We start from the raw sequence: 22831 nt of genomic DNA on the forward strand, positions 1-22831 counted from the left end.
TCAGTCGTCGATGTCGAGGACGGTCGACGGCGTGGCCGCCCGCGCATCGAGACGCGTGTCGGCGAGAACGGCGTCGACCAGGTCGGCGCGGCCGCCGAGTGCCATCTCGCGGGTGTACTCGGGGATGCCGAGGAACCACGATCGGTCCTCCGGCCAGACGACCGACGGCAGCTCGAGGGCCGAGCTGAGCTCGACGACCGCCCGCAGCGACCCCGTCCACAGGTGGTAGTCCCGGTGCGGCAGGCGGAGCGGCTCGGCGGACGGTTGCGGCTCGGCGGGGTCCCAGGCGAGGTTGATCAACACCCCCGACGACCCGACACCGCCGCCCTGCTCGTACAGGGACGGCCATCCCTCCCACAGACCGCCGTGCACTCGCTGCTCCCCGGTCCACGGCACGAGCTGGTCGACCAGGGTGCGGAGACGCTCGTCGGCGGTGTCCAGGTCCGCGTCTCTGTCGCCGTCCCCAAGGAAGGGAACGACGGCGTACGCGTCGTACGCCTGAGGCACGGCATGGCCCAACGTCGGTCCGAACTCACCGAGCAGCGGCGCGATCCACTCCCCCGCGCTCGGGTCGTCGTCCCAGGTGGCGCCCACGCGGGCCAAGTCGTCGCTCATGGCCCTCGACCCTACGCAGGCGGTGGGCGATGATCGACCGATGATCATCGCCGAGGACCTCCTGCTGCTGGCGTACGACGACGTGTCGGGCAGGCCGTCGCTCGACCGGACGCAGCTCGACTACCGGCTCGCCGGCGCGGTGCTGGTCGAGCTGGCGCTGGACGGCCGGGTGGACGTCACCGCGTCCCCGGAGACCGGCGCGGACGGCCGGCCGATCCGCGCGGGCCGAGTCGTCGTGCGCGACCCCTCCCCGGCGGGGCACCCGGCGCTCGACCACGCCCTGTCCTTCGTCGGGATCCGGCCCCAGGCGCCGAAGAACCTCGTCGCGCCCCTGGCGAAGGGCCTGCGCGAGCGGCTGCTGACCGGCCTCGCGGAGCGTGGCGTTCTGCGACGCGAGGAGGAGCACGTCCTGTGGATCTTCCCGACCACGTCGTGGCCGGCCGCCGACGCCACCCACGAGGACCGGCTCCGCGCGCAGTGCCGTGAGGTGCTGCTCGGAACCCGGGTCCCGGACGCGCGCACGGCAGCGTTGCTCTCCGTCGCGAGCGGCTCGAAGCTGGTCCGCGGCCTGGTCCCGCCCGAGCAGCGGAGGCAGGCGGAGTCGCGCGCGAAGGACCTCGCCGCGCAGAGCTGGGCGAGCGCCGCGGTGAGGAAGGCCGTGGACGAGGTGATGGCCGCCGTCATGGCCGCGGTGATCATCCCCGCCGCGGTCACGGCATCGAGCTGACCCTGTCCTTGCGGATCACCCTGGTCCGGCACGCCGCCCCGGAGGCGGCCGCCGACTCGCTCCCGGCAGCGTGGCCGCTGTCCCCGCCCGGCCGCGCCGCGGCCCGCGCCCTCCGGCTGCCCCGTGGCACCCGCGCGGTCGCGAGCGACGAACGCAAGGCGGTCGAGACCCTCGCCCTCGCCCTCACCATCGGCGTCGCCGAGATCATCGTCGACCCGCGCTTTGCGGAGGTCCGGCGCCCGGCCGAACCGCTCTCGCCCACCTTCCGGGAGGCACGACGCGCGTGGGTCGAGGATGTGCCCGACGCCCGGCACACCGGCTGGGAGACCAGCGTCGAGGCGGCGCGGCGGTTCGACGCGGGACTGCGTTTTCACGCCACCGGCGACGACCTCGTCGTCGCGACGCACGGCATGGTGCTGACCGCGTGGCTCGTCAAGATCGGCCGCGTGGCAGCAGGCCCGGCGGCGGGCGAGTTCTGGCATCGGCTCGAGCTCCCCGACCTTGTCACCGTCGATGTCAGCGTCGATCTCGACCCATGAACCTGCCACGTACGACGAAGGGGACCCCGCACGCTGCGGGGTCCCCTTCGTCGTGAATGGACGGCTCAGGCGAAGGCCGGACCTTCGCCGCGTTCGCCGTCGCCTCCGCGTCGGCCGCGTGCCTCGTTCCTCGCCCCGCGACCTCTCTTCTCCGCCTCAGGCGAACGCGGAGACCCCGGTGATGTCACGACCCACGATGAGCGCCTGCATCGACTCGGTGCCCTCGTAGGTGTGCAGCGCCTCGAGATCGGCGAAGTGTCGGGCCACGCGGTTGGTGAGCAGGATGCCGTTGCCGCCGAGCATGTCGCGGGCGATGGACGCGACCGCGCGTGCCTGCCGGGTGGTCGTGTACTTGGCCAGCGACGCCTGCTCGCCGGTCAGCTGGCCGGCGTCGGCGAGGCGGGTGACCTGCGCGACCAGCAGCTGCATCTGCGTGATCAGCGACAGCATGTGGGTCAGGCGCTCCTGCACCATCTGCTTGGCGGCGAGCGGCTTGCCGAACTGGATGCGCTGCTTGGCGTAGGCGACGGCGGCCTCGTAGCAGGCGACGGCGTGCCCGACGGCGGACCACGCCACCGCGAGGCGGGTGGCGAACAGCACGGCGGCGGTCGCCTTGAAGGACGTCGCCCCGGGCAGCGCCGCGTCGGCGGGGACGAAGACGTCGGTGAGCACGATGTGCGCCTGCGTGATGGCCCGCAGCGAGAGCTTGCCCTCGATGGTGGTGGCGCCGTAGCCGGGGGCGTCCTGCGGGACGACGAAACCGTGCACCTGGTTGTCGCCGTCCTCGCCGACCAGCCGCGCCCAGACGACCGAGATGTCGCCGCAGGAGCCGAAGCCGATCCACTTCTTCTCGCCGTCGATGACGTAACCCTCGACGCCGTCGCGGGTCTCCTTGCGGGCCGTCGTCTCGAGCGAGACCGAGTCGGAGCCGTGCGTGGGCTCGGTCAGGGCGAAGGCGCCGAGGATCTCGCCGCGCGCCATGGGCTCGGCGTACTTCTCGATCTGCTCCGGCGAGCCGTTCATGACGATGGAGCGCAGCGCGAGCCCGCCCTGGACGCCGCAGATCGTGGCGACCGAGCCGTCGCCGCGCGACATCTCCATGCTGGCCAGGCCCTCGGCCATGAAGGAGATCTTCGGGCGGCCGGGCACGTCGACGCCGTCGCGGAGGAAGTCCTGCTCGGCGAGCTTCTTGACGAGGTCGAACGGGACCTCGGCGCGCTCCCAGTAGCCGTCGATGACGGGCAGCACCTCGTCCTGGACGAAGGTGCGGACGGCGAGCTGGTGCGCACGCTCCTCGGGTGCGACGTCGGCGAACGCGCCGACGTAGTCGAGGTCGAGCGGCTGCGACAGGTCGTAGTCGGGGGCGGTCACGCCGGGCATGACGGGGGCGGTGCGGGTCATCGACGACTTCTCTCTGCGCGGGGGTCCGTGCGGGCCCGGTGATGACCGGCGTCGCCAGCTGGTGGACTGGCGACGCCGGCCTGGTCCCATCGTCGCTCGCGACGGCGTCTCAGGTCAAGTGATACTCCGTCTCATCTCCGCTGGTTGAGCTTGTCGAAACCAAGGCCGATCCTGTGACCATGGCGACGACCAGCGCAGGCCTCCTGCTGTACCGCACGCTCCCCGACGGCGGGCTCGAGGTGCTGCTCGGGCACATGGGCGGCCCGTACTGGGCGCGCAAGGACGAGGGCGCCTGGACGATCCTCAAGGGCGAGCTGGAACCCGACGAGGAGCCCCACGCCGCGGCCGTGCGCGAGGCCGCCGAGGAGCTCGGCCTGCCGCTCCCGCCGTCGTCCATCCCCGACGTCGACCTCGGCGAGGTGCGCCAGCGCTCCGGCAAGCGGGTGCTCGCCTGGGCGCGCGAGTGGCCGCCGCCCGGCCCCGACCTGGACCAGGTGCGGAGCAACACCGTCGAGATCGAGTGGCCGCCGCGGTCGGGCAAGCGGATCGAGGTCCCAGAGATCGACCGGGTGGCCTGGTTCCCGCCCGACGACGCCCGCCGACTCGCCGTCAGCGCCCAGGCCGCGTTCGTGGACAGGCTCGTCGACCGCCTCGAGGCCGCCGTCGGCCGATAGCCCGAACTACCTCGCGCGGTCTCGAACTACCTCGCCGAATTCCGCACTACCTCGCGGAGATCCGAACTACCTCGCGCGGTCTCGAACTACCTCGCCGTCACGCGGTGAAGGTTAGCCAGAGCAGCGCGACGTTCAGCGCGACGATGACCGCGGCCACCGCCCATGCGACCACCTGCGTGGCCACGCCGTTGCGGAAGCGGCCGAGCAGGCCGGCCTCGCGGGTGATCCGCACCAGCGGGATCATCGCGAAGGGGATGCCGAAGCTCAGCACCACCTGGCTGACCACCAGCAACCACGTGGGCGACACCCCCGTGGCGAGCAGCACGATCGCCGGGATCAACGTGACGAGCCGCCGCGCCAGCAACGAGACGCGCACGCGCAGCAGGCCCGACATGATCTCGGCGCCGGCGTACGCGCCGACCGACGTGGACGCCAGGCCCGACGCGAGCAGCCCGACGCCGAAGAGCACCGCGACCACGGGGCCGAGCGAGGCGGAGATCGCGGCGTGCGCGCCCTCGATCGAGTCGGTGCCGGCGCGCCCCGGCAGGTTCGCGGCGGCGAGGAGCAGCATCGCGATGTTCACGCCGCCGGCCAGCACCAGCGCGGCGACGACGTCCCAGCGGGTCGCCTTCAGCAGGCGGCGCGCGGTCGCGACGGAGGGCACGGCCCGGACGGCGTCCTCCGCCTCGGCGGCGTCGTCGTCGGCGCCCGCACCGGCCGCGAGGCGGTGCCGCTGCTGCACGCGCGCGTCGTGCCGCACGCGGTCGCGCGCGAGCGAGGAGTGCAGGTAGATCGCGTGCGGCATCACGGTGGCGCCGAGCATGGAGGCGGCCAGAAGCACGGACTCCGGCCCCGCGAGCCGCGGCACGAGCCCGCCGAAGACGGCGCCCAGGTCGGGCGGCGAGAAGAACAGGCCGGCGCAGAACCCCACGGTGAGCACGCCGAGCATCGACGCCACGACCGTCTCGAAGACCCGCTGGCCACGACGCTGCTGCACGGTGAGCACCAGCATCGACACGACCCCGGTGATGACGCCGCCCAGCACGAGCGGCACGCCGAACAGCAGATGGAGCGCGATGGCGCCGCCGATCACCTCGGCGATGTCGGTGGCCATCGCGACCACCTCGGCCTGCACCCAGTACGCGATCCGGCCGCGGCGCGACAGCCGTTCGCCGAGCACCTCTGGCAGCGACCGGCCCGTGACGACCCCGAGCTTGGCGGAGAGGTACTGCACCAGCACCGCCATCGCGTTCGCGGCGACGAGCACCCAGACCAGCAGGTAGCCGAAGCGAGCGCCGGCGGTGAGGTTGGCCGCGACGTTGCCGGGGTCCACGTACGCGATGGCTGCGACGAACGCCGGCCCGAGCAGAGTCACCAGCCGGGCGGGACGCACGCCCGCCGTACGGACGGGCGGCGAGCCCGTGGACGGACCGGCGGCGGCCTCGGCAGGGGTCGGTCGGCTCACGGAGCTCCTCCGGGTCGGACGGCGCGGCAGGTTTCGGCTACCCGAAACCATAGACGTCTGTACCCGTATCACGCATCCCGTGGACGGCCCGGCGCGACGCCGGAGCCGGTCTGACACCATGTCGGGCGTGCCCTCGACCGACCCGCCCGCCGCCCGGCGCGCCCACAGCCCCCTCCGGGCGGCGCTCCGGTCCCGCTGGCTGCTCGCGATCGGCTTCGTCGTCGTGCACGCCTGGGTGGTGCGGGACGCGATCGGCTGGGCCTACACGATCTACGGCGACGTCACGCTCTACGAGTGGTGGGCCCGGAACGGTCTGACGACCGGCGAGTGGCCCGTGCTCGACTACGACTGGGTGTACCCGGCCGGCGCCCTCGTGCCGGTCACCCTGCCCGCGCTCCTGTCGCAGGGTGTGCTCGGCTACGAGATCGTCTGGACGGCGATGGTCGTGGCGCTCGACGCCGCCGCCGTCGTCGTGCTGGTGCGCGTCGCCCCGCGCGGCGTGCTCGGCGCCTGGTGGTGGCTCGCGTTCCTCCTCGCCCTCGGTCCGATCTTCATGGGCCGGCTCGACGGCGTCGTCGCGCCGCTCATCCTGATCGCCCTCGTCGTCGCATGGAGACGGCCCGTGCTCGCGGCGGCGGTCGCGACCGCCGGGGCGTGGATCAAGATCGCCCCCGGGGCTGTGGTCGTGGCGCTGGCGGCCACCCGCGCCCGCTGGAGCGACCTGGTGCGGCAGGTGGTCGTGCCGGGCGCGGCCGTCAGCGTGGTCGTCGTCGGGCTCGCCCTCGCGGGCGGCGCCGGGGAGCGCGCGTTCAGCGTGTTCGGCCAGCAGGAGGCCCGCACCCTTCAAGCCGAGTCCGTGGCGGCCACCTGGTTCAGCGTGGCGCGGCTGTGGGACCCGACGGTGCGCATCGACTTCAACGACACGATCTTCACCTACGAGGTGCAGGGCGAGGCCGCCCGCCAGGTGGCGGGTGCCCTCGACTGGCTTCTGCCGGTCGCGGTGCTGCTGCTCGCCGCCCTGACCTGGTGGACGGCGCGCCGCCGGCCCGACCACGCGGGCGACATCCTGCTGCTCAGCACCGCGGCCCTGCTCCTCGCGCTCATCGTGTTCAACAAGGTCGGCTCGCCGCAGTTCGTGGCCTGGATCGGCCCGCCCCTGGCCGCCGCGATCGCGCTGGCCGGCCCCGGCACGCGCCGCCTGTGGGGACCGCCCGCCGTCGGCGTGCTGCTCACGGCGCTGGCCACCCAGCTCGTCTACCCGGTCGGGTACGGCGAGTTCCTGAGCGGCGAGCCGGCGATGATCGTCGTCGAGGGCCTGCGCAACGTCGCGCTCGTGGTGCTGCTCGGCGGCGCGGTCTGGCGGATCGCGCAGCTCGGCCGGGACGGGGTCGGCGTGCCACGGGGCACCGTCGCGCCCGGTTCACCGGCCGCCGGTTCACCAGCCGCAGCCTGACCGTTCGTCGGCCGTTCACGCGAACCTCCCCCGGCGGCCACCCGCACTCCCCACCGTCACCTGCGACGGCGTGCGCGTCTTCGGGCCCGACGTCCCCGGACCGGACGGGGCGCTCGAGAACCGCGCGTCCCGCAACCTCGAGCCGGAGTACGGGACCGTCTCGAAGGGCTCCCGCACCGCGTACGTCGCGCTGCAGGAGGCGAACGCCGTCGCGGAGGTCGACCTGCGCCGCGCCCGCACCACCGACCTGTGGTCTCTCGGCAGCAAGGACCACTCCGCGGCCGGCCAGGGCATCGACCCGTCCGACAAGGACGACGAGGCCGCCGTCCGCGAGGTCCCTGTGCGGGGCCTGTACATGCCCGACGGGATGGCGTCGTACACCTCGCGCGGCACGACCTACCTCGTCACCGCGAACGAGGGCAACGCCCGCGAGTGGGGCGACTACGCCGAGCCCACGCGGGTCAAGGACCTGGGCGAGGACGGCGTCGCGCCCGTGTGCGAGGGCTCCCCCGCCGCGTCCCTGCTGGGCGACGCGGACCTGGGCCGGCTCAACGTCACGACGGCGTCCGGGCTGAGCGGCGACGGCTCCTGCTACGAGGAGCTGTACGCGTTCGGTAGCCGGTCGTTCTCGATCTGGACGACGGACGGCGACCTCGTCTTCGACTCGGGCGACACGTTCGAGCAGGTCACGGTCGAGGCATGGGGCGACGCGTTCAACACCAACCACACCGAGATCGGCTTCGACGGCCGCAGCGACGACAAGGGCCCCGAGCCGGAGAACCTCGCGATCGGGCAGGTCGAGGGCCACACCTACGCCTTCGTCGGCGTGGAGCGCGCGAGCGGGGTCATGGTCTTCGACATCACGACGCCGCGGAGGTCCGAGTTCGTCACTTACGTGCCGAACCGCGACTACTCCGTGTCCGTCGAGGACGCGATCGACGACGGTGCGGACCCGGCCGACGCGACGGCCACCGCCGGCGACCTGGGGCCCGAGGACCTGGCCTTCATCCCGGCGTCCGACTCCCGACCCGCAAGCCGCTGCTCGCCGTCGCGAACGAGGTGTCCGGCACGACGACCCTGTTCCAGGTGGACCGACTCTCCGGGCGCCGCTGACCTCTGGCACGGGACCACGCCGATCCGACCCCCGGCGTACCGTGCCTGCTATGACCCTTGCGCAGTACATCGACGAGTGCGCCAAACGGGCGGCGCTGGTCCTCGGCCACGGGGTCGAGGCGAGCGTGACCCTGCGCGAGCACGGGGTCTCGCTGAGAGCAGGAAACAGCACGCCCGCCGCCGGCCGGTGCGACCAGGCGGAAGCTAGGGCGGACACCGGACCGTGCATCGACGCGATGCGTGCCGGGTCGGTGCTGGCGACCGCGGTCCCGACGGCGCCCCCGGCGTGGAAGGCCTGGCAGTCCGCCGCGGAGCGCGAGGGCTTCGTCAAGGCGCTCGCCGTCCCGGCAGAGGTGGGGCCCGGCGTCCGGGTCGCCATCAACGTGTACTCGCGCGATCACGGCGACTGGCCCGCCGGGCTCCTCGACGCGGCGTCGGCGTCCGTCCGCCTCACCGCGGATGCGGTACGCCTGCAGCTGCAGTTCTCCGACCTGGGCGACGCCGTCGCCGGCCTCTACCGCAGGATGTCGGACCAGGCGGCCGTCCAGCAGGCGGTGGGCGCCATCATGATGTCCAACGACTGCACCGAGGAGGACGCGCGCCGGACGCTGTGGTCGGCGGCGAGCCGCCGCGACCTCAGTGAGCGCGAGGTCGCCGAGACCGTCGTCCGCTCGCTCGTGCTGGGCGGCGAGGGAGACGCCGTGGGCGACGATGTCGACCGCTGAGGCCTCGCCCGTGCTGTGTCGTGCATCCGGGATCGGTGGAAAACTGACAGCGCCGGCAACAGGACGGGGTGAGCGGTGAACACCTCCGAACTCCTGGGCCTGCTCGCCCGCACGCTCGCGACCCTCGGCGAGGACAGCCCCGTGGCCGAACGGATGTGCCGGGCCTGTGTCGCGGTCCTCGGCGCGCAGGGCGGCAGCCTCACGGTCGCGACGGCGCCGGGCGAGCAGCTGACCGTCACCACCACCGACTCGACGGTCGCCGAGATCGAGAGCATCCAGGAGGTCCTCGGCCAAGGCCCGGGGCGACGGGCTCTCGACGACGACCGGATCGTCGTCAAGCCGCTGCGGGGCCCGCCCGACACGGACGACGACTTCCCCCTGTTCTCCCAGCTGGCCGGCCAGGCGGGCGGGCCCGCGAGCTGGTATGCCGTCCCGATGCGGGTCGGCGGGCAGCCGATCGGCGTGCTCGGGCTCTACGTGACCGCCGAGGGCCTGGCCCGCGACCTCGAGGACGCGCAGTTCCTGGCGGACGCCGTCGGCACGGCCGTCCTCGGAGAGATCGACCAGCCCGGCTGGCCGACGCGCGCGCGGGTGCACCAGGCCACCGGCATGGTGACCGCTCGGCTCCGGGTATCGCCGGCCGACGCCCGCGACGTCCTGCGCGCCCACGCCTTCGCGTGCGACGCCACGCTGGAGGAGGTCGCCGAGGAAGTGGTGGCGCGGCGCCTCACCTTCGCGGACGACGCCGGAACCGTCGAGAGCCGTCGGTCGGAAGAACCCTGACGGGCGGCACCCACGCCTCCGTCAGATGTGCCCGAGCTCGAGCAGCCGGGCGACGGCGGTGCGCCGGTCGATCTCGTGCCGGTGCGCCACGTCCACGACTCGTTGGGCCAGCTCGCGCACCGCCACGTTGCTGTCGTTGGACGCCTTGCGCAGCATCTCGAACGCGTGGTCCGTCTCCACCTCGTACAGGACGGCGAGCACGCCCTTCGCCTGCTCGATCCCGCCACGGCTGGCCGAGGCGGCGCGGATGTCCGCCAACGCACGGTCGCTCGCTCGCTCGACCACCGCAGCGGTGAAGTCGACGAAGTAGCCCGCGACCTCGACGGCGCGCCCTCCGGTCGCGGTGCGCCCTCGGCCGACGAGGGCGACGGTGCGCTCGCGATTCCCGGCCGTCACGATCCGGTGCAGGCTTGAGAAGGGCACGGCCGCCCGGCAGCCGGTGTCCAGCGCCTCCCGGACGGCCCCTCGGTCGTCCGGGTGGGTGTGCGTGATCACGAGGTCGGTGGTGGGAACGACCTCGTGCGGCTGGAACCCGTGCAGGAGGTACACATCGTCGGACCACGTCCAGCGATCGGTCTCCGGCTCGATGCGGAACCGGCCGACCAGGCGAGCGGACCGCAGAGCCGACGGCTGGTCGATCTCCGTGGTGTCCGCGGGCAAGGTGGTGTCCGCGGGCAGAGTGGTGTCTGTGGACAAGGCTGCCTCCGACACGGCTGAAGCGGACCGGCCACTCCTTGACCGGCGGCACGACTTTAGCAATCGCGCCGGGCTCGCGCCGGGTGCGAGACCGGAGGTCGGTCAGGAGCTCGGCGCCCCGTGCTGCTCGGCGTACCGCCGGAACCAGTCAAGGGCGAAGCGCTGCGAGGCGAGGCCGTAGTCGAGCGTGGCGCGCTGGAAGGCGAAGACGTCGCGGAACTCCTCGAGGATCTCCTCGGCGTCGATCTTCTCGCCGAAGGCCTCGAACCGGTCGAGGTCCTTCTCGATCCGCGCGATGATGCGCGTCAGGACCTCGGCCCGGTCCGCGGGCTCGAGCATGCCGAGGAAGAAGAGCCGGGGCAGCGCGGCGGCCTCGGCGTCGGGCCCGGTCATCGGGCCGTTCATCCAGGTGTGGAACGCGTCCCGGCCGGCGTCGGTCACGCGGTAGGCCTTGCGGCCCCGCGCGCCCGGCTCGGCCTCGTCCACCTCGATGAGCCCGCCGGTCAGCAGCGTCTCCAGCGCCCTCCGGATGCTGCCGGAGCTCGCGCTGTAGAGGAGCGAGACCGCGGCCTCGAAGTTCTTGACGAGGTCATACAGGCTCTGCGGCCGGAGCAGGAGCAGGCCGAGGATCACGTGCGCCATGGGGCGACCCTAGACCGTTGACGCTCATAGACCTGTCTAGTAGACATGTCTATGAGACTGATGGTGGACGAAGGAGACTCCCATGGCACAGCAGGACACGGTCGACCGGCTGAGGGCGTCGCTGGAGCGGCGCGCGCGACGCCGCTCGTCGATGCCGGCGCCCCAGGTGCTGGTCGTGGCGCCCCGGTTCGAGCTCGAGTCCGGCGGCGCGCGGCCGTTCCACACGGCGAGCGTCGGCAAGGTCATGACGGCCACGCTCGTCGCGATCCTGGTGGAGCAGGGCCGGTTCGTCTACGACAGCCCGCTCGGCACGGTGCTCCCGGCGTCCGACATCGACGGCCTGCCCGCCGCGCCGGGCGTCGACAACGCCTCCGACGTCACGGTCGAGCACCTGCTCACGCACACGAGCGGGCTGCCGGACTTCTTCGAGCCGCCCCGGGGCACCCGGACGGCCGTCTCGACCCGCACCGTCGCGGCCCAGCCCGACCGGCACTGGGCTCCCACGGAGCTGCTCGACGAGGTGCGGACCCTCCCCGCCGACGGGCGCCCGGGCGAGAAGTTCCGGTACAGCGACACCGTGATGGTGCTGCTGGGCCGCATCCTCGAGGAGGCCACGGGCGAACCGTTCAACGCCCTGCTGCGCAAGCGGATCTTCGAGCCGAGCGGGATGGAGCGCAGCTCCACGCCCTACAGCGACGCCCGCACCCCGGCCGACCTCGCCGGGCTCGACGTCGCGCCGTTCTGGCTGGGCAGGCACGAGCTCAGCCGCGCGCTCAGCATCAGCCTCGACTGGGCCGGGGGCGGGATCGTCGCCCCGCCGTCCGACCTTGTGGCCTTCCAGCGGGCACTGCATGGCGGGCGCCTCGTCTCCCCCGAGACCCTCCGGTGGATGGCCGCGCCGCGGCACCGCCGCCGTCGCGGCATCCACTACGGAGCCGGGATGGTGACCGTGCGGTTCGGGGAGTTCACGCCGCCGTTCCTGCGCGGGCTGCCGGAGCCGGTCGGCGGGCTGGGCCACTTCGCCACGCACATGTTCTTCTACCCGCAGCACGACGCCCACGTGGTGCTGAACTACCACTCCTACCGGCGTATGAACCAGAGCTTCACGACCCACGCGCGCATCGCTCGGTTCCTCGCGGCGGGCGGGTGAACGCTGCCGGCTACGGCCGGCGCACCGGTGGCTCACCGCGGACCGGTGCGAACCGGTCCGGTTCGGTGCGGAGGAACCCCTCGCCCCGGGTCAGCCCCGAGAGCCGGGCCCGCAGCTCCTGGACGCTCCGCGCGGGCAGGCTGCCCGTCAGGACGGCGAGCCCGCGCTCGACACTGGTTCCCTCCGGGGTTCCACCGAGCGCGGCGACCGCGCCCGTCACCGGCCCCGTCGTGTCCTCGGGCACCTCGAGGACGATGCGGTGCAGCGGCTCGCACACGACCGTCCCCGCGCGCAGCAGCGCAGTGGCGAGCACCCGCGGCGTCAGCCCGCGGAAGTCCGCGCCCGTGCTCGACATCGCCTTGTTGAACTTCTGGTGCATGTGGCTCTGCCGCGGCGAGTAGCCGGAGTGCGTCATGACGACGGCGACGTCGGGTACCGGCCAGCCGTGCGGGCCGCGGGCCAGGCTGCCGCGCACCGTCTCCTCGACGGCGGCGAAGAACGCAGGCGGCATGGCCCCGAGCTCCACCTCGAGGCGAAACGTGACGCCCGCCCCCGGCGGCGCCGGCTCGACGCGCAGGCCCACCGTCGCGAGGAACTCGTTGGGCGCCACCTTGTTGAGCTCCACCGCGTGGCCGGGCCGCACCACCCGCTCGATGTGCGCGGTCGTCGTCACCGCGAAGCGCGCCTGGACGCCGTACTCGCGGGCGAGGGTCTCGGCGATCACCTCCCGCTGCACCTGGCCGTAGAGGGAGACGGCGACCTCGCCCGTCGCCGGGTCCCGACGCGCGCCGATCAGCGGATCCTGCTCGGCCAGCTCGGCCAGCGCCGCCCAGAGCGCGCCTCGGTCGGCGGCGTCGTCGACGTCGACCACCGTCTCGAAGGACGGCGGCGGGAACCCCGCCGCGGCGCCGTCGGCCCGGGTGCGCTCGCCGACGACGTCGCCGACGCGCGCCGTGTCCAGGCCGCGCAGCAGCGCCACCCGGCCCGCGCCGACGCCGTCCGCGGGGTGCGTCGCGCCGTCCGCGAAGACCCGGATCCCGGTGAGGCGCTCGCGCTTGCCGTGGCCCAGGTCGAGGCGGTCCCGCACGCGCAGCTCGCCGGACCTCATCCGCACGTACGCGACCCGCCGGCGTCCCGGGTCGCGCTCGATCTTGAAGACGACGCCCGATGGCGCGCCGTCGCTGTCGGCGCTCGACGCCGGCAGGTGCGTGCGCAGCCCGGCGACCAGCGCCGGGACGCCGGCTCCGGTCAGCGCGGACCCGACGTAGACCGGGTGGGCGGCGCCGCGGCGCGACTCGGCGGCGACGAATGCCGCGAAGTCCCGACCCTCCGAGGCGCGCGGCCGCACCACGGCGCGCGCCTCGCCCTCGTCCGCGACGACGTCGGCCATGACGATCGTGTCGCGGGCGAGGCGGCGGTCGATCTCGGCCACGACGGCGGCGGCGTCCGCCCCGCGGCGGTCGACCTTGTTCACGAAGACGAGCGTGGGGATGCGCAGCCGCTGCAGCGCGCGCATCAGCACGAGCGTCTGGGCCTGCACGCCCTCGACCGCCGAGACCACGAGGATCGCGCCGTCGAGCACGGCGAGCGTCCGCTCGACCTCGGCGATGAAGTCGGGGTGGCCGGGGGTGTCGACGAGGTTGACCGTGAGGTCACCGACGTCGAACGAGACGACCGCGGCACGGATCGTGATCCCGCGTTCGCGCTCGAGCTCGAGCGTGTCGGTGGCGGTGGTGCCGGCGTCCACGCTGCCCGCGTGGTCACGGACGCCCGCCTCGACGAGGAGGCGTTCGGTCAGGCTGGTCTTACCGGCGTCGACATGGGCGACGATCCCGAGATTGAGGTACGACAAGGTCCTTCAGGTCCGTTCGATGGGGGGTCAGGTCACGGAGCGTGAAGGGGTTCGTCATCGGTCGCTTCTCTCTCGGGTGGGTTCGGCTCAGCCAACTGCAGCCCGGCACCGCACGGCAACGCCTTTTCCCCGTGGGAGCGCTCAGGGATGTGACGGCGCCCGGATGCTAGGTTGCCGCGGGTGCGCAGAGTCTCGGTGGTGGGTGCGTCCGGGGCGGGCAAGTCCACGGTGGCCCGTCGCCTGGCGGCGCAGCTCGGGGTGCGGCACGTCGAGCTGGACGCGCTGTTCTGGGGCGCGGACTGGACGCCGCGACCGCGGAACGAGTTCGAGGCGGACGCCCGGCGTGCCGTCGCCGGCGAGACCTGGGTGGTCGACGGCAACTACTCCCCCCTCCAGGCCGAGTTCTGGGCTCGCGCCGACGCCGTCGTCTGGCTCGACCTGCCCACGCCCGTCGTGATGGTGCGCGTATACCGGCGGACGCTGAGCCGCGCCGTCGACCGCACCGAGCTCTGGCCCGGCACGGGCAACCGCCAGCGCTGGCGCGACGCGCTCGCGCCGTGGTCGGAGGGCTCCATCGTCCGCTGGTCGTGGGACCAGCAGCAGCGGTACCCCGAGCGCTACGGGTCGGCGATGACCGACCCCGCGAACAGGCACCTGGCCTTCCACCGGTTGGGCTCACGCGGTGAGGTCGACACCTTCCTGCGGAGCGCGGCAAGACACTGAGGCCCGCCGCCCTGAGATCGCCACGCGAGTCCGGCTAGGTTGGTGCGGTGTCGATGCTGACGTCCCCTCCCCTGTCCGACGACGTGATCCGCCTTCGCCCGTGGCGCGAGGACGACGCGGACGCGCAGCTCGCAGGGCTCACCGACCCCGTCTTCCGCCGATCCTCCGACTGGGTGCCGAAAGACCGCGCACAGATCGTCGAGCGGATCCGGGCGGTCGAGCGGGTGCGGGTGGAGGGCACCGAGATCCACTGGGCGATCGTCGCCGCCGACGATGAATCGGACCTGCTGGGCGAGGTGTCCCTCAGCGGCGTCGACCACCGACAGCAACGCGCGAGCGTGGGCTACTGGCTGACTCCCGGCGCCCGCGGGCGCGGTGTCACGACGCGTGCCGTCCGGCTCGTCGCCGACTGGGCCTTCACCGGCCTCGGGCTGGCCAGGCTCGAGCTCACCTGCGCACCCGACAACCTCGCCTCGCAGCGGGTCGCCGAACGGTGCGGCTTCCAGCGGGAAGGGCTGCTCCGGTCGCACCTGTCCTTCCAGGGCGGTCGCCGAGACAGCCTGGTCTACGGGCTCTTGCCGCACGAGCTCGTCCGATGACGGTGCCGCCGCGATGACTCTCCGACGCCGCGCCGGTCCACCCTCCATGACCAGAGTGGTGGGCGACATCTCGATCTCGTTGGACGGGTTCGTCACGGGGCCGAACCCCGGGCCCGAGAACGGCCTGGGTGATGGCGGCGAGGCGCTGCACACCTGGGCGTTCAGCGACGACCCCGTCGACCGCGAGCAGCTGCGCACCGCCACGGAGAGCAGCGGCGCCGTCATCCTCGGCCGCCGCCTGTTCGACGTCGTCGACGGGCCTCAGGGCTGGTCCGACGAGGTGGGCTACGGCGCGCGCGAGGTCGGGACTCCGCCGTTCTTCGTCGTCACGAGCAGCCCGCCGCAGCGGACGCGTCTGTCCTTCTGGACGTTCGTCACGACCGGCCTGCCCGACGCCGTCGAGCAGGCGCGCTCGGCCGCGCGCGACGCGGCCGAGGCGACCGGCGCCGACCGGGACGTCGTCGTCATGGGCGGCGGAGCGACCGTCGGGTCGGCCCTGGACGCCGGGCTGCTCGACATCCTGAGCCTGCACTTCTCCCCCGTCGTCCTCGGCTCAGGCATGCCGCTGTTCGTCGGGGGCCGCCGGCACGTCCTCGTGCAGCGGAAGGTGTCGCCGTCGTCGACGGCGGTGCACGTGGTCTACGACGTCGAGCGCTGATCGAGGCCCGACGCGCCGGCGTCGAGCACGAGGGCGGCCAGCGCGCGCCGCAGCGCGTCGGTCTCCGGGCCGGGTTCGAAGGCGGGGATGCGCAGGAAGTCCTCGAGGTCGGCGCGGGAGAAGTCCCCCAGCAGGTCGGCGCGGCCGTCGCGGATCGACTCGAAGACCGTGGGGCCGTGGACGAAGACGGGGTCGGTGAGCCGCAGCCGGCCGTCCGCGGTCTGCATGATGTTGCCCGGGCGGATGTCCGAGCCGCCCCAGAGCCCGTAGCGCCGTGCGCCGTCCGCGAGGAGGTCCTCGATCCGACGCCGCAGGTCGACGACGGCGGGATGGTCGGCGAGGTCGGCGCCCGCGTCGTCCGGCGCGATCGAGTCCGTCGCGCTGCCGACGCCGAGGGACGCGGCGAGCTCGCGGGCCCGGCCCTCGTCCGCCGGGTACAGCCGCTCCATCACCACGACGTAGCCCCGGTGGCGCAGCGGCACGACGTCGTCGATCCGGACCAGGAACGGGTTGGACGCCCCCGCCATGCAGGCGTCGGCGAAGAGCCGGAAGGCGGGGTCGAACGGCGTCACGCGCGCGGCCAGGGTGTCGTCGGGGGACGCGAGCACCCACGCCCAGTCCCCCGTTCCCACCTCGCGCCAGCCGGCGGACTCGAGGAGTGCGCGGGCGTCGTCCGCGGTGGTGTCGGGGGAGAACGTCGGAAGCACGACCCCAGGATCCGCCCTGGCCACCGGTCCGTCAGGTCTTTTCGCGCTCTCTCGCCTACATGCGTTCGGGGGCCTCGATACCCAGGAACTCCAGGCCCGCGGCGAGGGTCCGCTCGGTGAGCTCGCACAGGGCGAGCCGGTTCGACCGGACGGTGGGGTCCTCCGCGCGCAGCACCGGGCAGGTCTCGTAGAAGTCCGTGTAGGCGCGGGCGAGCCCGAAGAGGTAGGTGCACAGGCGGTGGGGCTCGAGGGTGCCGGCCACGTCGCGCAGGGTCTCCTCGAACTGGTCGAGGGTGAGCGCGAGCGCGCGCTCGGCAGGCTCCAGGCGGACCTCCGGGTGCACGACGACCTCCGCGGCGCCGGCGGCCGCCGCCTTGCGCAGGATCGACCGGATCCGGGCGTGCGCGTACTGGAGGTACACGCCCGTGTTGCCGTGGAACGCGACCATCTGGTCGACGTCGAAGACGTAGTCCTTGGTGCGCGTGTTGGAGAGGTCGGCGTACTTCACCGCGCCGATCCCCGCCGCGTGGGCGATGGCCTCGAGCTCGCCCGCGTCCAGGTCGGAGGCGCGCTCGGCCAGCACCTCGCGGGCGCGCTCCACGGCCTGGTCGAGCAGGTCCGCGAGCCGGACCGTGTCACCGGCGCGCGTCTTGAAGGGCTTGCCGTCCTTGCCCAGCACGGTGCCGAACGGGACGTGCACCGCCTCCACGCGCTCCGGCAGCCAGCCCGCGCGCCGAGCGGTGTCGAACACCATCCGGAAGTGCAGGGCCTGGCGCGAGTCGACGACGTACAGGATGCGGTCGGCCTTGTGCTCGTCCACCCGGAGCCGGATCGTCGCCAGGTCGGTCGCGGCGTAGCCGAACCCGCCGTCCTTCTTCTGCACGATCAGCGGGACCGGGTCGCCGTCCGGGCTGAGGACGCCGTCGGTGAACGTCACCACCGCGCCGTCGGACCGGGTCGCGATCCCCGCGGCGAGCAGCTCCTCGACGACGCCGGGCAGGGCGGCGTTGTAGCGGGACTCGCCGTCGAAGTCGTCGCGGTCGAGAAGCACGCCGAGGCGCTCGTAGATCACCTGGAAGGCGTCCGCCGACTCGGCGACGAGCTCGCGCCACGTGGCCACGGTGGCCTCGTCGCCGGCCTGGAGCGCGACGACGCGCTCGCGCGAACGGGTCACGAACGCCGCGTCGGCGTCGAACTGCTTGCGCGCCGCACGGTACAGCGCGTCCAGCGCCGCGATCGAGGCCACGCCGCGCCAGACCGCCTCCGGGTGCTCGTCGAGGTACTGGATGAGCATGCCGAACTGGGTTCCCCAGTCCCCCACGTGGTTCTGGCGCACGACGACGGCGCCGAGGTGGCCGAACGCCCGCGCGAGGGTGTCGCCGATGATCGTGGAGCGCAGGTGCCCGACGTGCATCTCCTTGGCGACGTTCGGGGCGGAGTAGTCGACGACGACGCGCTCGTCGCCGCGCGGGCGCCCGACGCCGAGCCGGTCGTCCGCGAGGCGCGCGGAGACGTTCTCGAGGATCGTCCGGTCCGGCACCGTCAGGTTGACGAACCCGGGCCCGGAGACCTCCGCCGTCGCCGCGTCGCCCAGGTCGGCCGCGAGGCGGACCGCGATGTCGCCGGCGATGTCCCGCGGGGCTCGCTTCGCCTTCTTGGCGACGGCGAGCGGGGCGTTGGACTGGAAGTCGGCGTGCTCGGATCGTCGGACCAAGGGGTCGGCTCCGGCCAGGTCGGCCGGGAGCGACGTGGCCATGGCGGCAGAGATCGCCGCCTCCATCTGCTCCTTGATCGTGACGACACGAGACATCGAGTGAGCCTTCCGCTCAGCAAGGGTGGGCGCCGTCGAGACGGCGAGCGCAAGTCTACGGAGCGGACGCGGGAATCTAGCGGGGGCCCAGAGCATCGAGCAGCACCGCGACGGCCATCGCGCCGGTCGCCAGCGAGACCACCAGCAGCGGCGCCTTCCGCCCGCGCACCAGCGCGCGGATCTCCGCGACGACCACCCACACGAAGAGCACCGCGATCAGCACGTGCCACAGCGCGGGACCGATCGAGAGCGTCTGGAGGATGTTCTGCGCGTGCCGCCACCACGTGCTGATCAACAGCCCCGCGATGCCGGCCTGGATGAGGACGATGCCGACCACGGCGGCTCCCCGCAACAGACCGGGGCCCTGCTCGCCCTGGCCCGAGTCGTACGAGGCCGTCACGTGCCGCGAGTCCATGTGCTGTCGTCTCCCGAGTTCAGGTCTACCGTCGTCGGTCGTCCGACGCCTGGCCGACCAGTGTCTCAGGCGGCCACGGGGCGACGGGGCGGCGGCACCAGCCCCTCGCAGACCGGACACCATTTCGCCCCGTGCGGCCGCTCCCGCCCGTGAGCCTCGTGAGCGCGGCGTAGCGTCGTGGAGATGGCGGCGCTCACTCCGGATTCACCGTACGCAGCACGATCGGGATGGACCGATCCTGCGGTCACGACGATGCGTCGAGCGTTCTTGAGCTCACTCGCCGTCGTCCTTGTGGTCGTCGCCGACGCGGCCTGGAGGATGCCCGGGCCGCACTGGCCCTTCCTGGTCGGATACTCCGTCCTGATCTGGGCCGTCCTCCCCGTGCTGGCGACACTCGCGGTCACGGGCCTCATCGCGCTCTTCTCAGACGTCGGGCTCCCGCGGTGGGTGACGGCCGCGATCGCTGCGCTCGCGACGGCCGCGTGGGCCTCCTGGGGAGTCGGTTACCGCTACGGAGGGCTCGTCTACGGACTGGTGCTCGGGCTCGGCATCGTCGGCGCGAGCCTCGCGCTCGGGGCCCGCTGGAGGATGGGTACGCGCGTCGTGGCCGCGTGTGCGATCGCCGCTTCCACTGGTGCGATCGTCGCCCTGAGCCTCTGAGCTGACGAGCACGCGCACACCTGCGCGCCGGCCTCAGCCGCGGAACTGCTTCCAGGTCCCCTCGGAGACGACCTCGACGGCGCCGTCGACCACCGCGAAGGCGGTCTCGTCGTCGACCGCGTACGCGGGGCCACCGAGGCGCGCCGCCCACCGTTCGGCGGCGCCCATCGTGTTGTCCGGCAGGTCCGGGTTGTCGAGGTGGGGGAACATCGAGAAGTCGACGACGCCGAGCGGCGAGACGTCGTCGTCCTCGGGCGGCGCCCAGCCGACGAACTCCTCCCCGATGTCCGGCGTCATCACCATGCTCCCGCCGCTCATCCCGACCCACACGGTCCGGTCGAGCGAGGGCAGCAGGTCCGCCAGGCCCGAGCGGCGCATCCAGTACGCGAGGTACAGGGCGTCGCCGCCCGCGGCCAGCAGGACGTCGGTCTCCCGCACCAGCGGCACCCAGCGCTCCTCCGGGATGCTCGGCAGCGCGGTCAGCTCGAGCACGCCGACCGACTTCCAGCCGATCCCGGTCATGTGGTCGGTGGTCCCGGTGATGAAGTTCCAGGCGTTGAGGCCCGGGCCCACCCACGGGTGCCCGTACAGCGCGGTCGGGATGCACAGGGCTGTGCAGCCGGAGATCGGCCGGCCCAGCAGGTCCTCCAGCGCGGTCCGGATGCTCGGGTTCCTGACGCCTGCGGATGTGAGCAAGAGCTTCATGGCGCGCCTCTCTGTTCGACGGATATCCCTGCAGACCGTGCCGCCGTCGGAAACTCATCGCCCCGGTGCGGAGCGGTGGGATCAGGTATTCGCTGTTCCCCGGCTCCGCCGAGACTCAGGATGGTGCGCATGCCGTTGGCCACCCCCACGCTGCCCACCGCTCACCTGCGACTGCGGCCCTTCATCGAGGCCGACGCCCCAGCTCCCGCTACGTCGACCATCCAACTCCCGAAACGTCGCACCATGAACTCCCGTTTTGGCGGAGGCCCAACTCCTGAATCGTCGCGGCCCGAACTCCTGTTCGGTCGCAGACGTGCACGCGCATCTCCGGCGACCAGCACGAGGCGGCCCCATCGTCGGCGCGCGATGTCGCAGCTCGTCCAGGTAGAGCCCTTCGTCGAAGCAGCGAGACCATGGCTGCTCGTACTCCGTGCCTAGCAACGACGGTGGGCCCCCACATCCGCGGAATCTCGCGGGTGGGGCCCTTCGGGTGGCGGTAGCGGTGGGCTTCAAAACGGCGCGTTGGCCCGCCCTGCTCGCCCGCGTCGTTCTGGCATCTGACCTGGACTTTTACGGCGCCGCCTGTTGGATCGGGTTGCACCCGCCGGCACCAATCCCCAGTCCAAAACGGAGGCAATCCGGCGACCTGTCGGCACCGCGGCCGGTTGGGACACTCGGAGGCGCCGTACCGATAGCGGAGCACGAGAGGTCGGCGGAGGTCCGGGTCAAGGGTGGCCGCAGGCCATCGCGCAGCGACGCCGCAGGCGCCCTTGATGCGGGCCGGAGCCGGCCGGATGCTCGGCTGTCGGTGCGGGGCCGGGCAGCTACTGTCCGCTATCGTCCTGCCACCGGCGATCCCGCCGGCTCGAAGGCCTGGAGGGACGGGCTGCAATGGGGTCGGTAGCGAGCCAACCAGCCTGGCTAGAGCGTATGAACGCCTGGGACAGGAGCTTTCGGCTGTGGGCTACCCCGATGCTCGGGCCGCCCCTGCTGGTTCTGGCGCTCCTCGCTCCGTTCCCGCCGGCGTGGTTCTGTCTCATCCTCGCCGCCCTGACGCCCGGGACGCTGGTCCTGATGTGGGTGCAAGCGCGCAAGTGGCGACTTCATCCCATGGCGGACGAGAGGACCTTCCTTCGAATCGCGGGGGGCCTCAGCGCGGTCGCCTTGCTGCTAGTTGCAGCGTTCTACGCAATGCGCCAGTGGGGCCCCGTAGCTGGCGCCGTCGCGGCAGTCGCCTACTACCTACTGGTGTGGGTGACAGCCCGGCACGTGGCCGCGCAGCTGGACGCCCGGCAACGGAGACGGGATGGAGCGGAGCGCGCCACGACTGTGGAGTGATGGCAGCGCCAGCGGCTTGTCCTGACGGCCACATAGCGAGGCGGTTCCGAGACTGACTCGGGACCGCCTTCGTCGTGCCGAGAGACCGAGCGGGTGGGGTGCGCGCAGCGAGCTTGCGAGCGGAGCGCGGAGCCCCGCCCGCGAGGTCGACCGCGTGGCGGAGCCGCGCCTTGAGTCAGTAAGGAAAGTACTCCCGACGGTAGTCGCCAAGATGGCTCCGAGTCCGCGGTTGGTGGCACGTACTCCAGGCATCAAGGGATGGCGTCCGCCCGTCCGTAGATCTATACAACCGCCCTGGTCGCGAACGCACATCATCGCAGGCAAGAGACGGCGCGCTCTCATCAGGCCGCATCGTCGCGACCGTCACGTGAATGGCCCTCTGATGTGAACTCACCGAGCTCAGGCATATATGCCTCGAACCGCTGACGGCATGGAAGAGCCACACGAGGACGCGGGAATGCCGCGGCGCCCCGCGCCCACGCGCAACAGTCGTTGCTAACTCACTGCCCTCACGCCAAGGACTTTGTCCTAGTTCGAATCGAGCTGTGGATCGCAGCAAGCCACCCGGCTGCCGCGATGACTGCGAGTACGACCCACCAGGCCTCGATCCTCCGTGCTTGATGTAGACACGTGGTTGCGAAGTTCGTTAACGGTATCGCCCCGTCGTAGACCAAACCCTTGGCAGCAGGGCCATACGAACATGTCACGGCGTCGACGATCACGGGGGCAGCGGAGAACCATAGCGCGCCGCCGACGACGAGCACCGCGACGATGCCGGTCACCCAGCTCGCAACGCTGCCTCGGCCACGGACCGCCACGGCTAACGTGACGACAACGATGGCGATCGCGGCAAGGAGCAGCACGACCCAAATGAGGACACCTAATAGCTCCCTCATTAGCGGTGCTTCAACGCGTAGAACTTCATCGAGGTTACTCCGCCGTCCCTCGCAAGCTTGAGCGACTGCGAGAACGGAATGTTGTAACGATTGGTCGACTTCTCGGATGGTACGGCATGTTATTACTGCCGGTCTTCTTCATTCCCGTGACGACCATGGTGTGGTCGATCGAGCCGTCCGCCTTGCCCTTGGGGTCCCGGTCGGCGAAGATCAGATCGCCCTGCTTGGCGCTGTACACGCTCTTGTACTTGGCTGCAACTCTTCACGTTTCCTCCACCTTGAGAAAATGACTCAGCCGGCACGGATCCCCCGCCATCGGCTCGTCCCGCAGGCCTTGCGGAACTGGAGCCCGCCGCAACGAATAGAACCACACGATTCGTCAGGGCGTTTGACAGACACGAAAACTCACCCGCTCTTGCGGTCACCCCCGCGGCGCGCTCTCTACCAGCGCCTTCGTACTCTCTCGCTATGCGTTCGACGCCGAG

23 protein-coding genes are annotated in these 22831 nt (G+C 72.2%); 12 read left to right on the top strand and 11 right to left on the bottom strand.

What is annotated here, in order from left to right; all coding sequences use genetic code 11:
• A complete protein-coding gene (locus tag AC1C2V_RS04655) occupies positions 1–615 on the bottom strand; it encodes a hypothetical protein (RefSeq protein WP_495388384.1) in 615 nt (204 codons plus the stop codon).
• Between the two features lie 40 nt (positions 616–655).
• Between AC1C2V_RS04655 and AC1C2V_RS04660 the strand changes: the two genes are divergently transcribed.
• Both AC1C2V_RS04660 and AC1C2V_RS04665 read left to right on the top strand, forming a co-directional pair.
• The gene (locus AC1C2V_RS04660) at positions 656–1342 is read left to right on the top strand and encodes a GOLPH3/VPS74 family protein (RefSeq protein ID WP_495388385.1); all 687 of its coding nucleotides are present in this window, start codon (positions 656–658) and stop codon (positions 1340–1342) included.
• Positions 1343–1350: 8 nt separating this feature from the next.
• Positions 1351–1881: a histidine phosphatase family protein gene (locus AC1C2V_RS04665; RefSeq protein WP_495388386.1), complete on the top strand. Its 531-nt coding sequence runs from the start codon at positions 1351–1353 to the stop codon at positions 1879–1881.
• Positions 1882–2037: 156 nt separating this feature from the next.
• On the opposite strand, the gene AC1C2V_RS04670 is transcribed toward AC1C2V_RS04665, so the two are convergent.
• On the bottom strand, positions 2038–3282 hold the full coding sequence (locus tag AC1C2V_RS04670) for an acyl-CoA dehydrogenase family protein (protein ID WP_495388387.1): 1245 nt from the start codon (positions 3280–3282) through the stop codon (positions 2038–2040).
• A gap of 179 nt (positions 3283–3461) precedes the next feature.
• On the opposite strand from AC1C2V_RS04670, the gene AC1C2V_RS04675 reads away from it, so the two are divergent.
• Positions 3462–3956 (top strand): NUDIX hydrolase, encoded by a 495-nt coding sequence (locus tag AC1C2V_RS04675; protein WP_495388388.1) that lies wholly within the window; start codon positions 3462–3464, stop codon positions 3954–3956.
• 97 nt (positions 3957–4053) lie between these two features.
• Here the strand turns inward: AC1C2V_RS04675 and AC1C2V_RS04680 are convergent, their stop codons facing one another.
• Positions 4054–5421: an Nramp family divalent metal transporter gene (locus AC1C2V_RS04680; protein ID WP_495388389.1), complete on the bottom strand. Its 1368-nt coding sequence runs from the start codon at positions 5419–5421 to the stop codon at positions 4054–4056.
• A gap of 118 nt (positions 5422–5539) precedes the next feature.
• Here AC1C2V_RS04680 and AC1C2V_RS04685 point away from each other — a divergent pair, with 118 nt between their 5' ends.
• The 4 genes from AC1C2V_RS04685 to AC1C2V_RS04700 all read left to right on the top strand — a co-directional run bounded on the left by AC1C2V_RS04685 (position 5540) and on the right by AC1C2V_RS04700 (position 9495).
• The gene (locus AC1C2V_RS04685; RefSeq protein ID WP_495388390.1) at positions 5540–6874 is read left to right on the top strand and encodes a glycosyltransferase 87 family protein; all 1335 of its coding nucleotides are present in this window, start codon (positions 5540–5542) and stop codon (positions 6872–6874) included.
• Between the two features lie 70 nt (positions 6875–6944).
• Complete coding sequence (locus AC1C2V_RS04690) at positions 6945–8195, top strand: choice-of-anchor I family protein (protein ID WP_495388391.1); 1251 nt, start codon at positions 6945–6947, stop codon at positions 8193–8195.
• A 28-nt stretch (positions 8196–8223) separates the two neighbouring features.
• Positions 8224–8712, top strand: coding sequence for an ANTAR domain-containing protein (locus AC1C2V_RS04695; protein ID WP_495388392.1), 489 nt, complete (start codon positions 8224–8226; stop codon positions 8710–8712).
• A gap of 75 nt (positions 8713–8787) precedes the next feature.
• Positions 8788–9495 carry a GAF and ANTAR domain-containing protein gene (locus tag AC1C2V_RS04700; protein ID WP_495388393.1) on the top strand — a complete coding sequence of 236 codons (708 nt, stop codon included), beginning with the start codon at positions 8788–8790 and terminating at the stop codon, positions 9493–9495.
• 21 nt (positions 9496–9516) lie between these two features.
• On the opposite strand, the gene AC1C2V_RS04705 is transcribed toward AC1C2V_RS04700, so the two are convergent.
• Positions 9517–10191 carry a PAS and ANTAR domain-containing protein gene (locus tag AC1C2V_RS04705; RefSeq protein WP_495388394.1) on the bottom strand — a complete coding sequence of 225 codons (675 nt, stop codon included), beginning with the start codon at positions 10189–10191 and terminating at the stop codon, positions 9517–9519.
• Positions 10192–10293: 102 nt separating this feature from the next.
• The gene (locus AC1C2V_RS04710; RefSeq protein ID WP_495388395.1) at positions 10294–10833 is read right to left on the bottom strand and encodes a PadR family transcriptional regulator; all 540 of its coding nucleotides are present in this window, start codon (positions 10831–10833) and stop codon (positions 10294–10296) included.
• A gap of 82 nt (positions 10834–10915) precedes the next feature.
• Between AC1C2V_RS04710 and AC1C2V_RS04715 the strand changes: the two genes are divergently transcribed.
• On the top strand, positions 10916–11983 hold the full coding sequence (locus AC1C2V_RS04715) for a serine hydrolase domain-containing protein (protein ID WP_495388396.1): 1068 nt from the start codon (positions 10916–10918) through the stop codon (positions 11981–11983).
• Between the two features lie 10 nt (positions 11984–11993).
• On the opposite strand, the gene AC1C2V_RS04720 is transcribed toward AC1C2V_RS04715, so the two are convergent.
• Complete coding sequence (locus AC1C2V_RS04720) at positions 11994–13835, bottom strand: GTP-binding protein (protein ID WP_495388397.1); 1842 nt, start codon at positions 13833–13835, stop codon at positions 11994–11996.
• Between the two features lie 180 nt (positions 13836–14015).
• Between AC1C2V_RS04720 and AC1C2V_RS04725 the strand changes: the two genes are divergently transcribed.
• Genes AC1C2V_RS04725 through AC1C2V_RS04735 form a run of 3 tightly spaced genes read left to right on the top strand, consistent with a single transcriptional unit; the run spans position 14016 to position 15815 of the window.
• A complete protein-coding gene (locus tag AC1C2V_RS04725) occupies positions 14016–14558 on the top strand; it encodes an AAA family ATPase (protein ID WP_495388398.1) in 543 nt (180 codons plus the stop codon).
• Positions 14559–14611: 53 nt separating this feature from the next.
• The gene (locus AC1C2V_RS04730) at positions 14612–15157 is read left to right on the top strand and encodes a GNAT family N-acetyltransferase (RefSeq protein WP_495388453.1); all 546 of its coding nucleotides are present in this window, start codon (positions 14612–14614) and stop codon (positions 15155–15157) included.
• 46 nt (positions 15158–15203) lie between these two features.
• The gene (locus AC1C2V_RS04735; RefSeq protein ID WP_495388399.1) at positions 15204–15815 is read left to right on the top strand and encodes a dihydrofolate reductase family protein; all 612 of its coding nucleotides are present in this window, start codon (positions 15204–15206) and stop codon (positions 15813–15815) included.
• Here the strand turns inward: AC1C2V_RS04735 and AC1C2V_RS04740 are convergent.
• The 3 genes from AC1C2V_RS04740 to AC1C2V_RS04750 all read right to left on the bottom strand — a co-directional run bounded on the left by AC1C2V_RS04740 (position 15797) and on the right by AC1C2V_RS04750 (position 18747).
• The gene (locus tag AC1C2V_RS04740) at positions 15797–16522 is read right to left on the bottom strand and encodes a hypothetical protein (protein WP_495388400.1); all 726 of its coding nucleotides are present in this window, start codon (positions 16520–16522) and stop codon (positions 15797–15799) included. The two genes, AC1C2V_RS04735 and AC1C2V_RS04740, sit on opposite strands and share 19 nt — an antisense overlap.
• 55 nt (positions 16523–16577) lie before the next feature.
• Positions 16578–18332, bottom strand: coding sequence for an arginine--tRNA ligase (gene argS, locus AC1C2V_RS04745; RefSeq protein WP_495388401.1), 1755 nt, complete (start codon positions 18330–18332; stop codon positions 16578–16580).
• Positions 18333–18408: 76 nt separating this feature from the next.
• Positions 18409–18747 (bottom strand): hypothetical protein, encoded by a 339-nt coding sequence (locus AC1C2V_RS04750; protein ID WP_495388402.1) that lies wholly within the window; start codon positions 18745–18747, stop codon positions 18409–18411.
• Between the two features lie 267 nt (positions 18748–19014).
• On the opposite strand from AC1C2V_RS04750, the gene AC1C2V_RS04755 reads away from it, so the two are divergent.
• The gene (locus tag AC1C2V_RS04755; RefSeq protein ID WP_495388403.1) at positions 19015–19407 is read left to right on the top strand and encodes a hypothetical protein; all 393 of its coding nucleotides are present in this window, start codon (positions 19015–19017) and stop codon (positions 19405–19407) included.
• 33 nt (positions 19408–19440) lie between these two features.
• Here AC1C2V_RS04755 and AC1C2V_RS04760 read toward each other — a convergent pair whose 3' ends face one another.
• The gene (locus tag AC1C2V_RS04760; protein WP_495388404.1) at positions 19441–20112 is read right to left on the bottom strand and encodes a Type 1 glutamine amidotransferase-like domain-containing protein; all 672 of its coding nucleotides are present in this window, start codon (positions 20110–20112) and stop codon (positions 19441–19443) included.
• A 1847-nt stretch (positions 20113–21959) separates the two neighbouring features.
• Complete coding sequence (locus AC1C2V_RS04765; protein WP_495388405.1) at positions 21960–22313, bottom strand: hypothetical protein; 354 nt, start codon at positions 22311–22313, stop codon at positions 21960–21962.
• Positions 22314–22831 lie beyond the last annotated feature (518 nt).

This window comes from Isoptericola sp. Y541, assembly GCF_059445465.1.

What these genes read in the sequence shown, in the direction of transcription:
- AC1C2V_RS04655 (WP_495388384.1), bottom strand. Translation starts at nt 615, where the DNA reads ATGAGCGACGACTTGGCCCGCGTGGGCGCCACCTGGGACGACGACCCG.
- AC1C2V_RS04675 (WP_495388388.1), top strand. Translation starts at nt 3,462, where the DNA reads ATGGCGACGACCAGCGCAGGCCTCCTGCTGTACCGCACGCTCCCCGAC.
- AC1C2V_RS04710 (WP_495388395.1), bottom strand. Translation starts at nt 10,833, where the DNA reads ATGGCGCACGTGATCCTCGGCCTGCTCCTGCTCCGGCCGCAGAGCCTG.
- argS (WP_495388401.1), bottom strand. Translation starts at nt 18,332, where the DNA reads ATGTCTCGTGTCGTCACGATCAAGGAGCAGATGGAGGCGGCGATCTCT.
- AC1C2V_RS04670 (WP_495388387.1), bottom strand. Translation starts at nt 3,282, where the DNA reads ATGACCCGCACCGCCCCCGTCATGCCCGGCGTGACCGCCCCCGACTAC.
- AC1C2V_RS04735 (WP_495388399.1), top strand. Translation starts at nt 15,204, where the DNA reads ATGACCAGAGTGGTGGGCGACATCTCGATCTCGTTGGACGGGTTCGTC.
- AC1C2V_RS04760 (WP_495388404.1), bottom strand. Translation starts at nt 20,112, where the DNA reads ATGAAGCTCTTGCTCACATCCGCAGGCGTCAGGAACCCGAGCATCCGG.
- AC1C2V_RS04715 (WP_495388396.1), top strand. Translation starts at nt 10,916, where the DNA reads ATGGCACAGCAGGACACGGTCGACCGGCTGAGGGCGTCGCTGGAGCGG.
- AC1C2V_RS04695 (WP_495388392.1), top strand. Translation starts at nt 8,224, where the DNA reads ATGCGTGCCGGGTCGGTGCTGGCGACCGCGGTCCCGACGGCGCCCCCG.
- AC1C2V_RS04730 (WP_495388453.1), top strand. Translation starts at nt 14,612, where the DNA reads ATGCTGACGTCCCCTCCCCTGTCCGACGACGTGATCCGCCTTCGCCCG.
- AC1C2V_RS04750 (WP_495388402.1), bottom strand. Translation starts at nt 18,747, where the DNA reads ATGGACTCGCGGCACGTGACGGCCTCGTACGACTCGGGCCAGGGCGAG.
- AC1C2V_RS04660 (WP_495388385.1), top strand. Translation starts at nt 656, where the DNA reads ATGATCATCGCCGAGGACCTCCTGCTGCTGGCGTACGACGACGTGTCG.
- AC1C2V_RS04685 (WP_495388390.1), top strand. Translation starts at nt 5,540, where the DNA reads ATGTCGGGCGTGCCCTCGACCGACCCGCCCGCCGCCCGGCGCGCCCAC.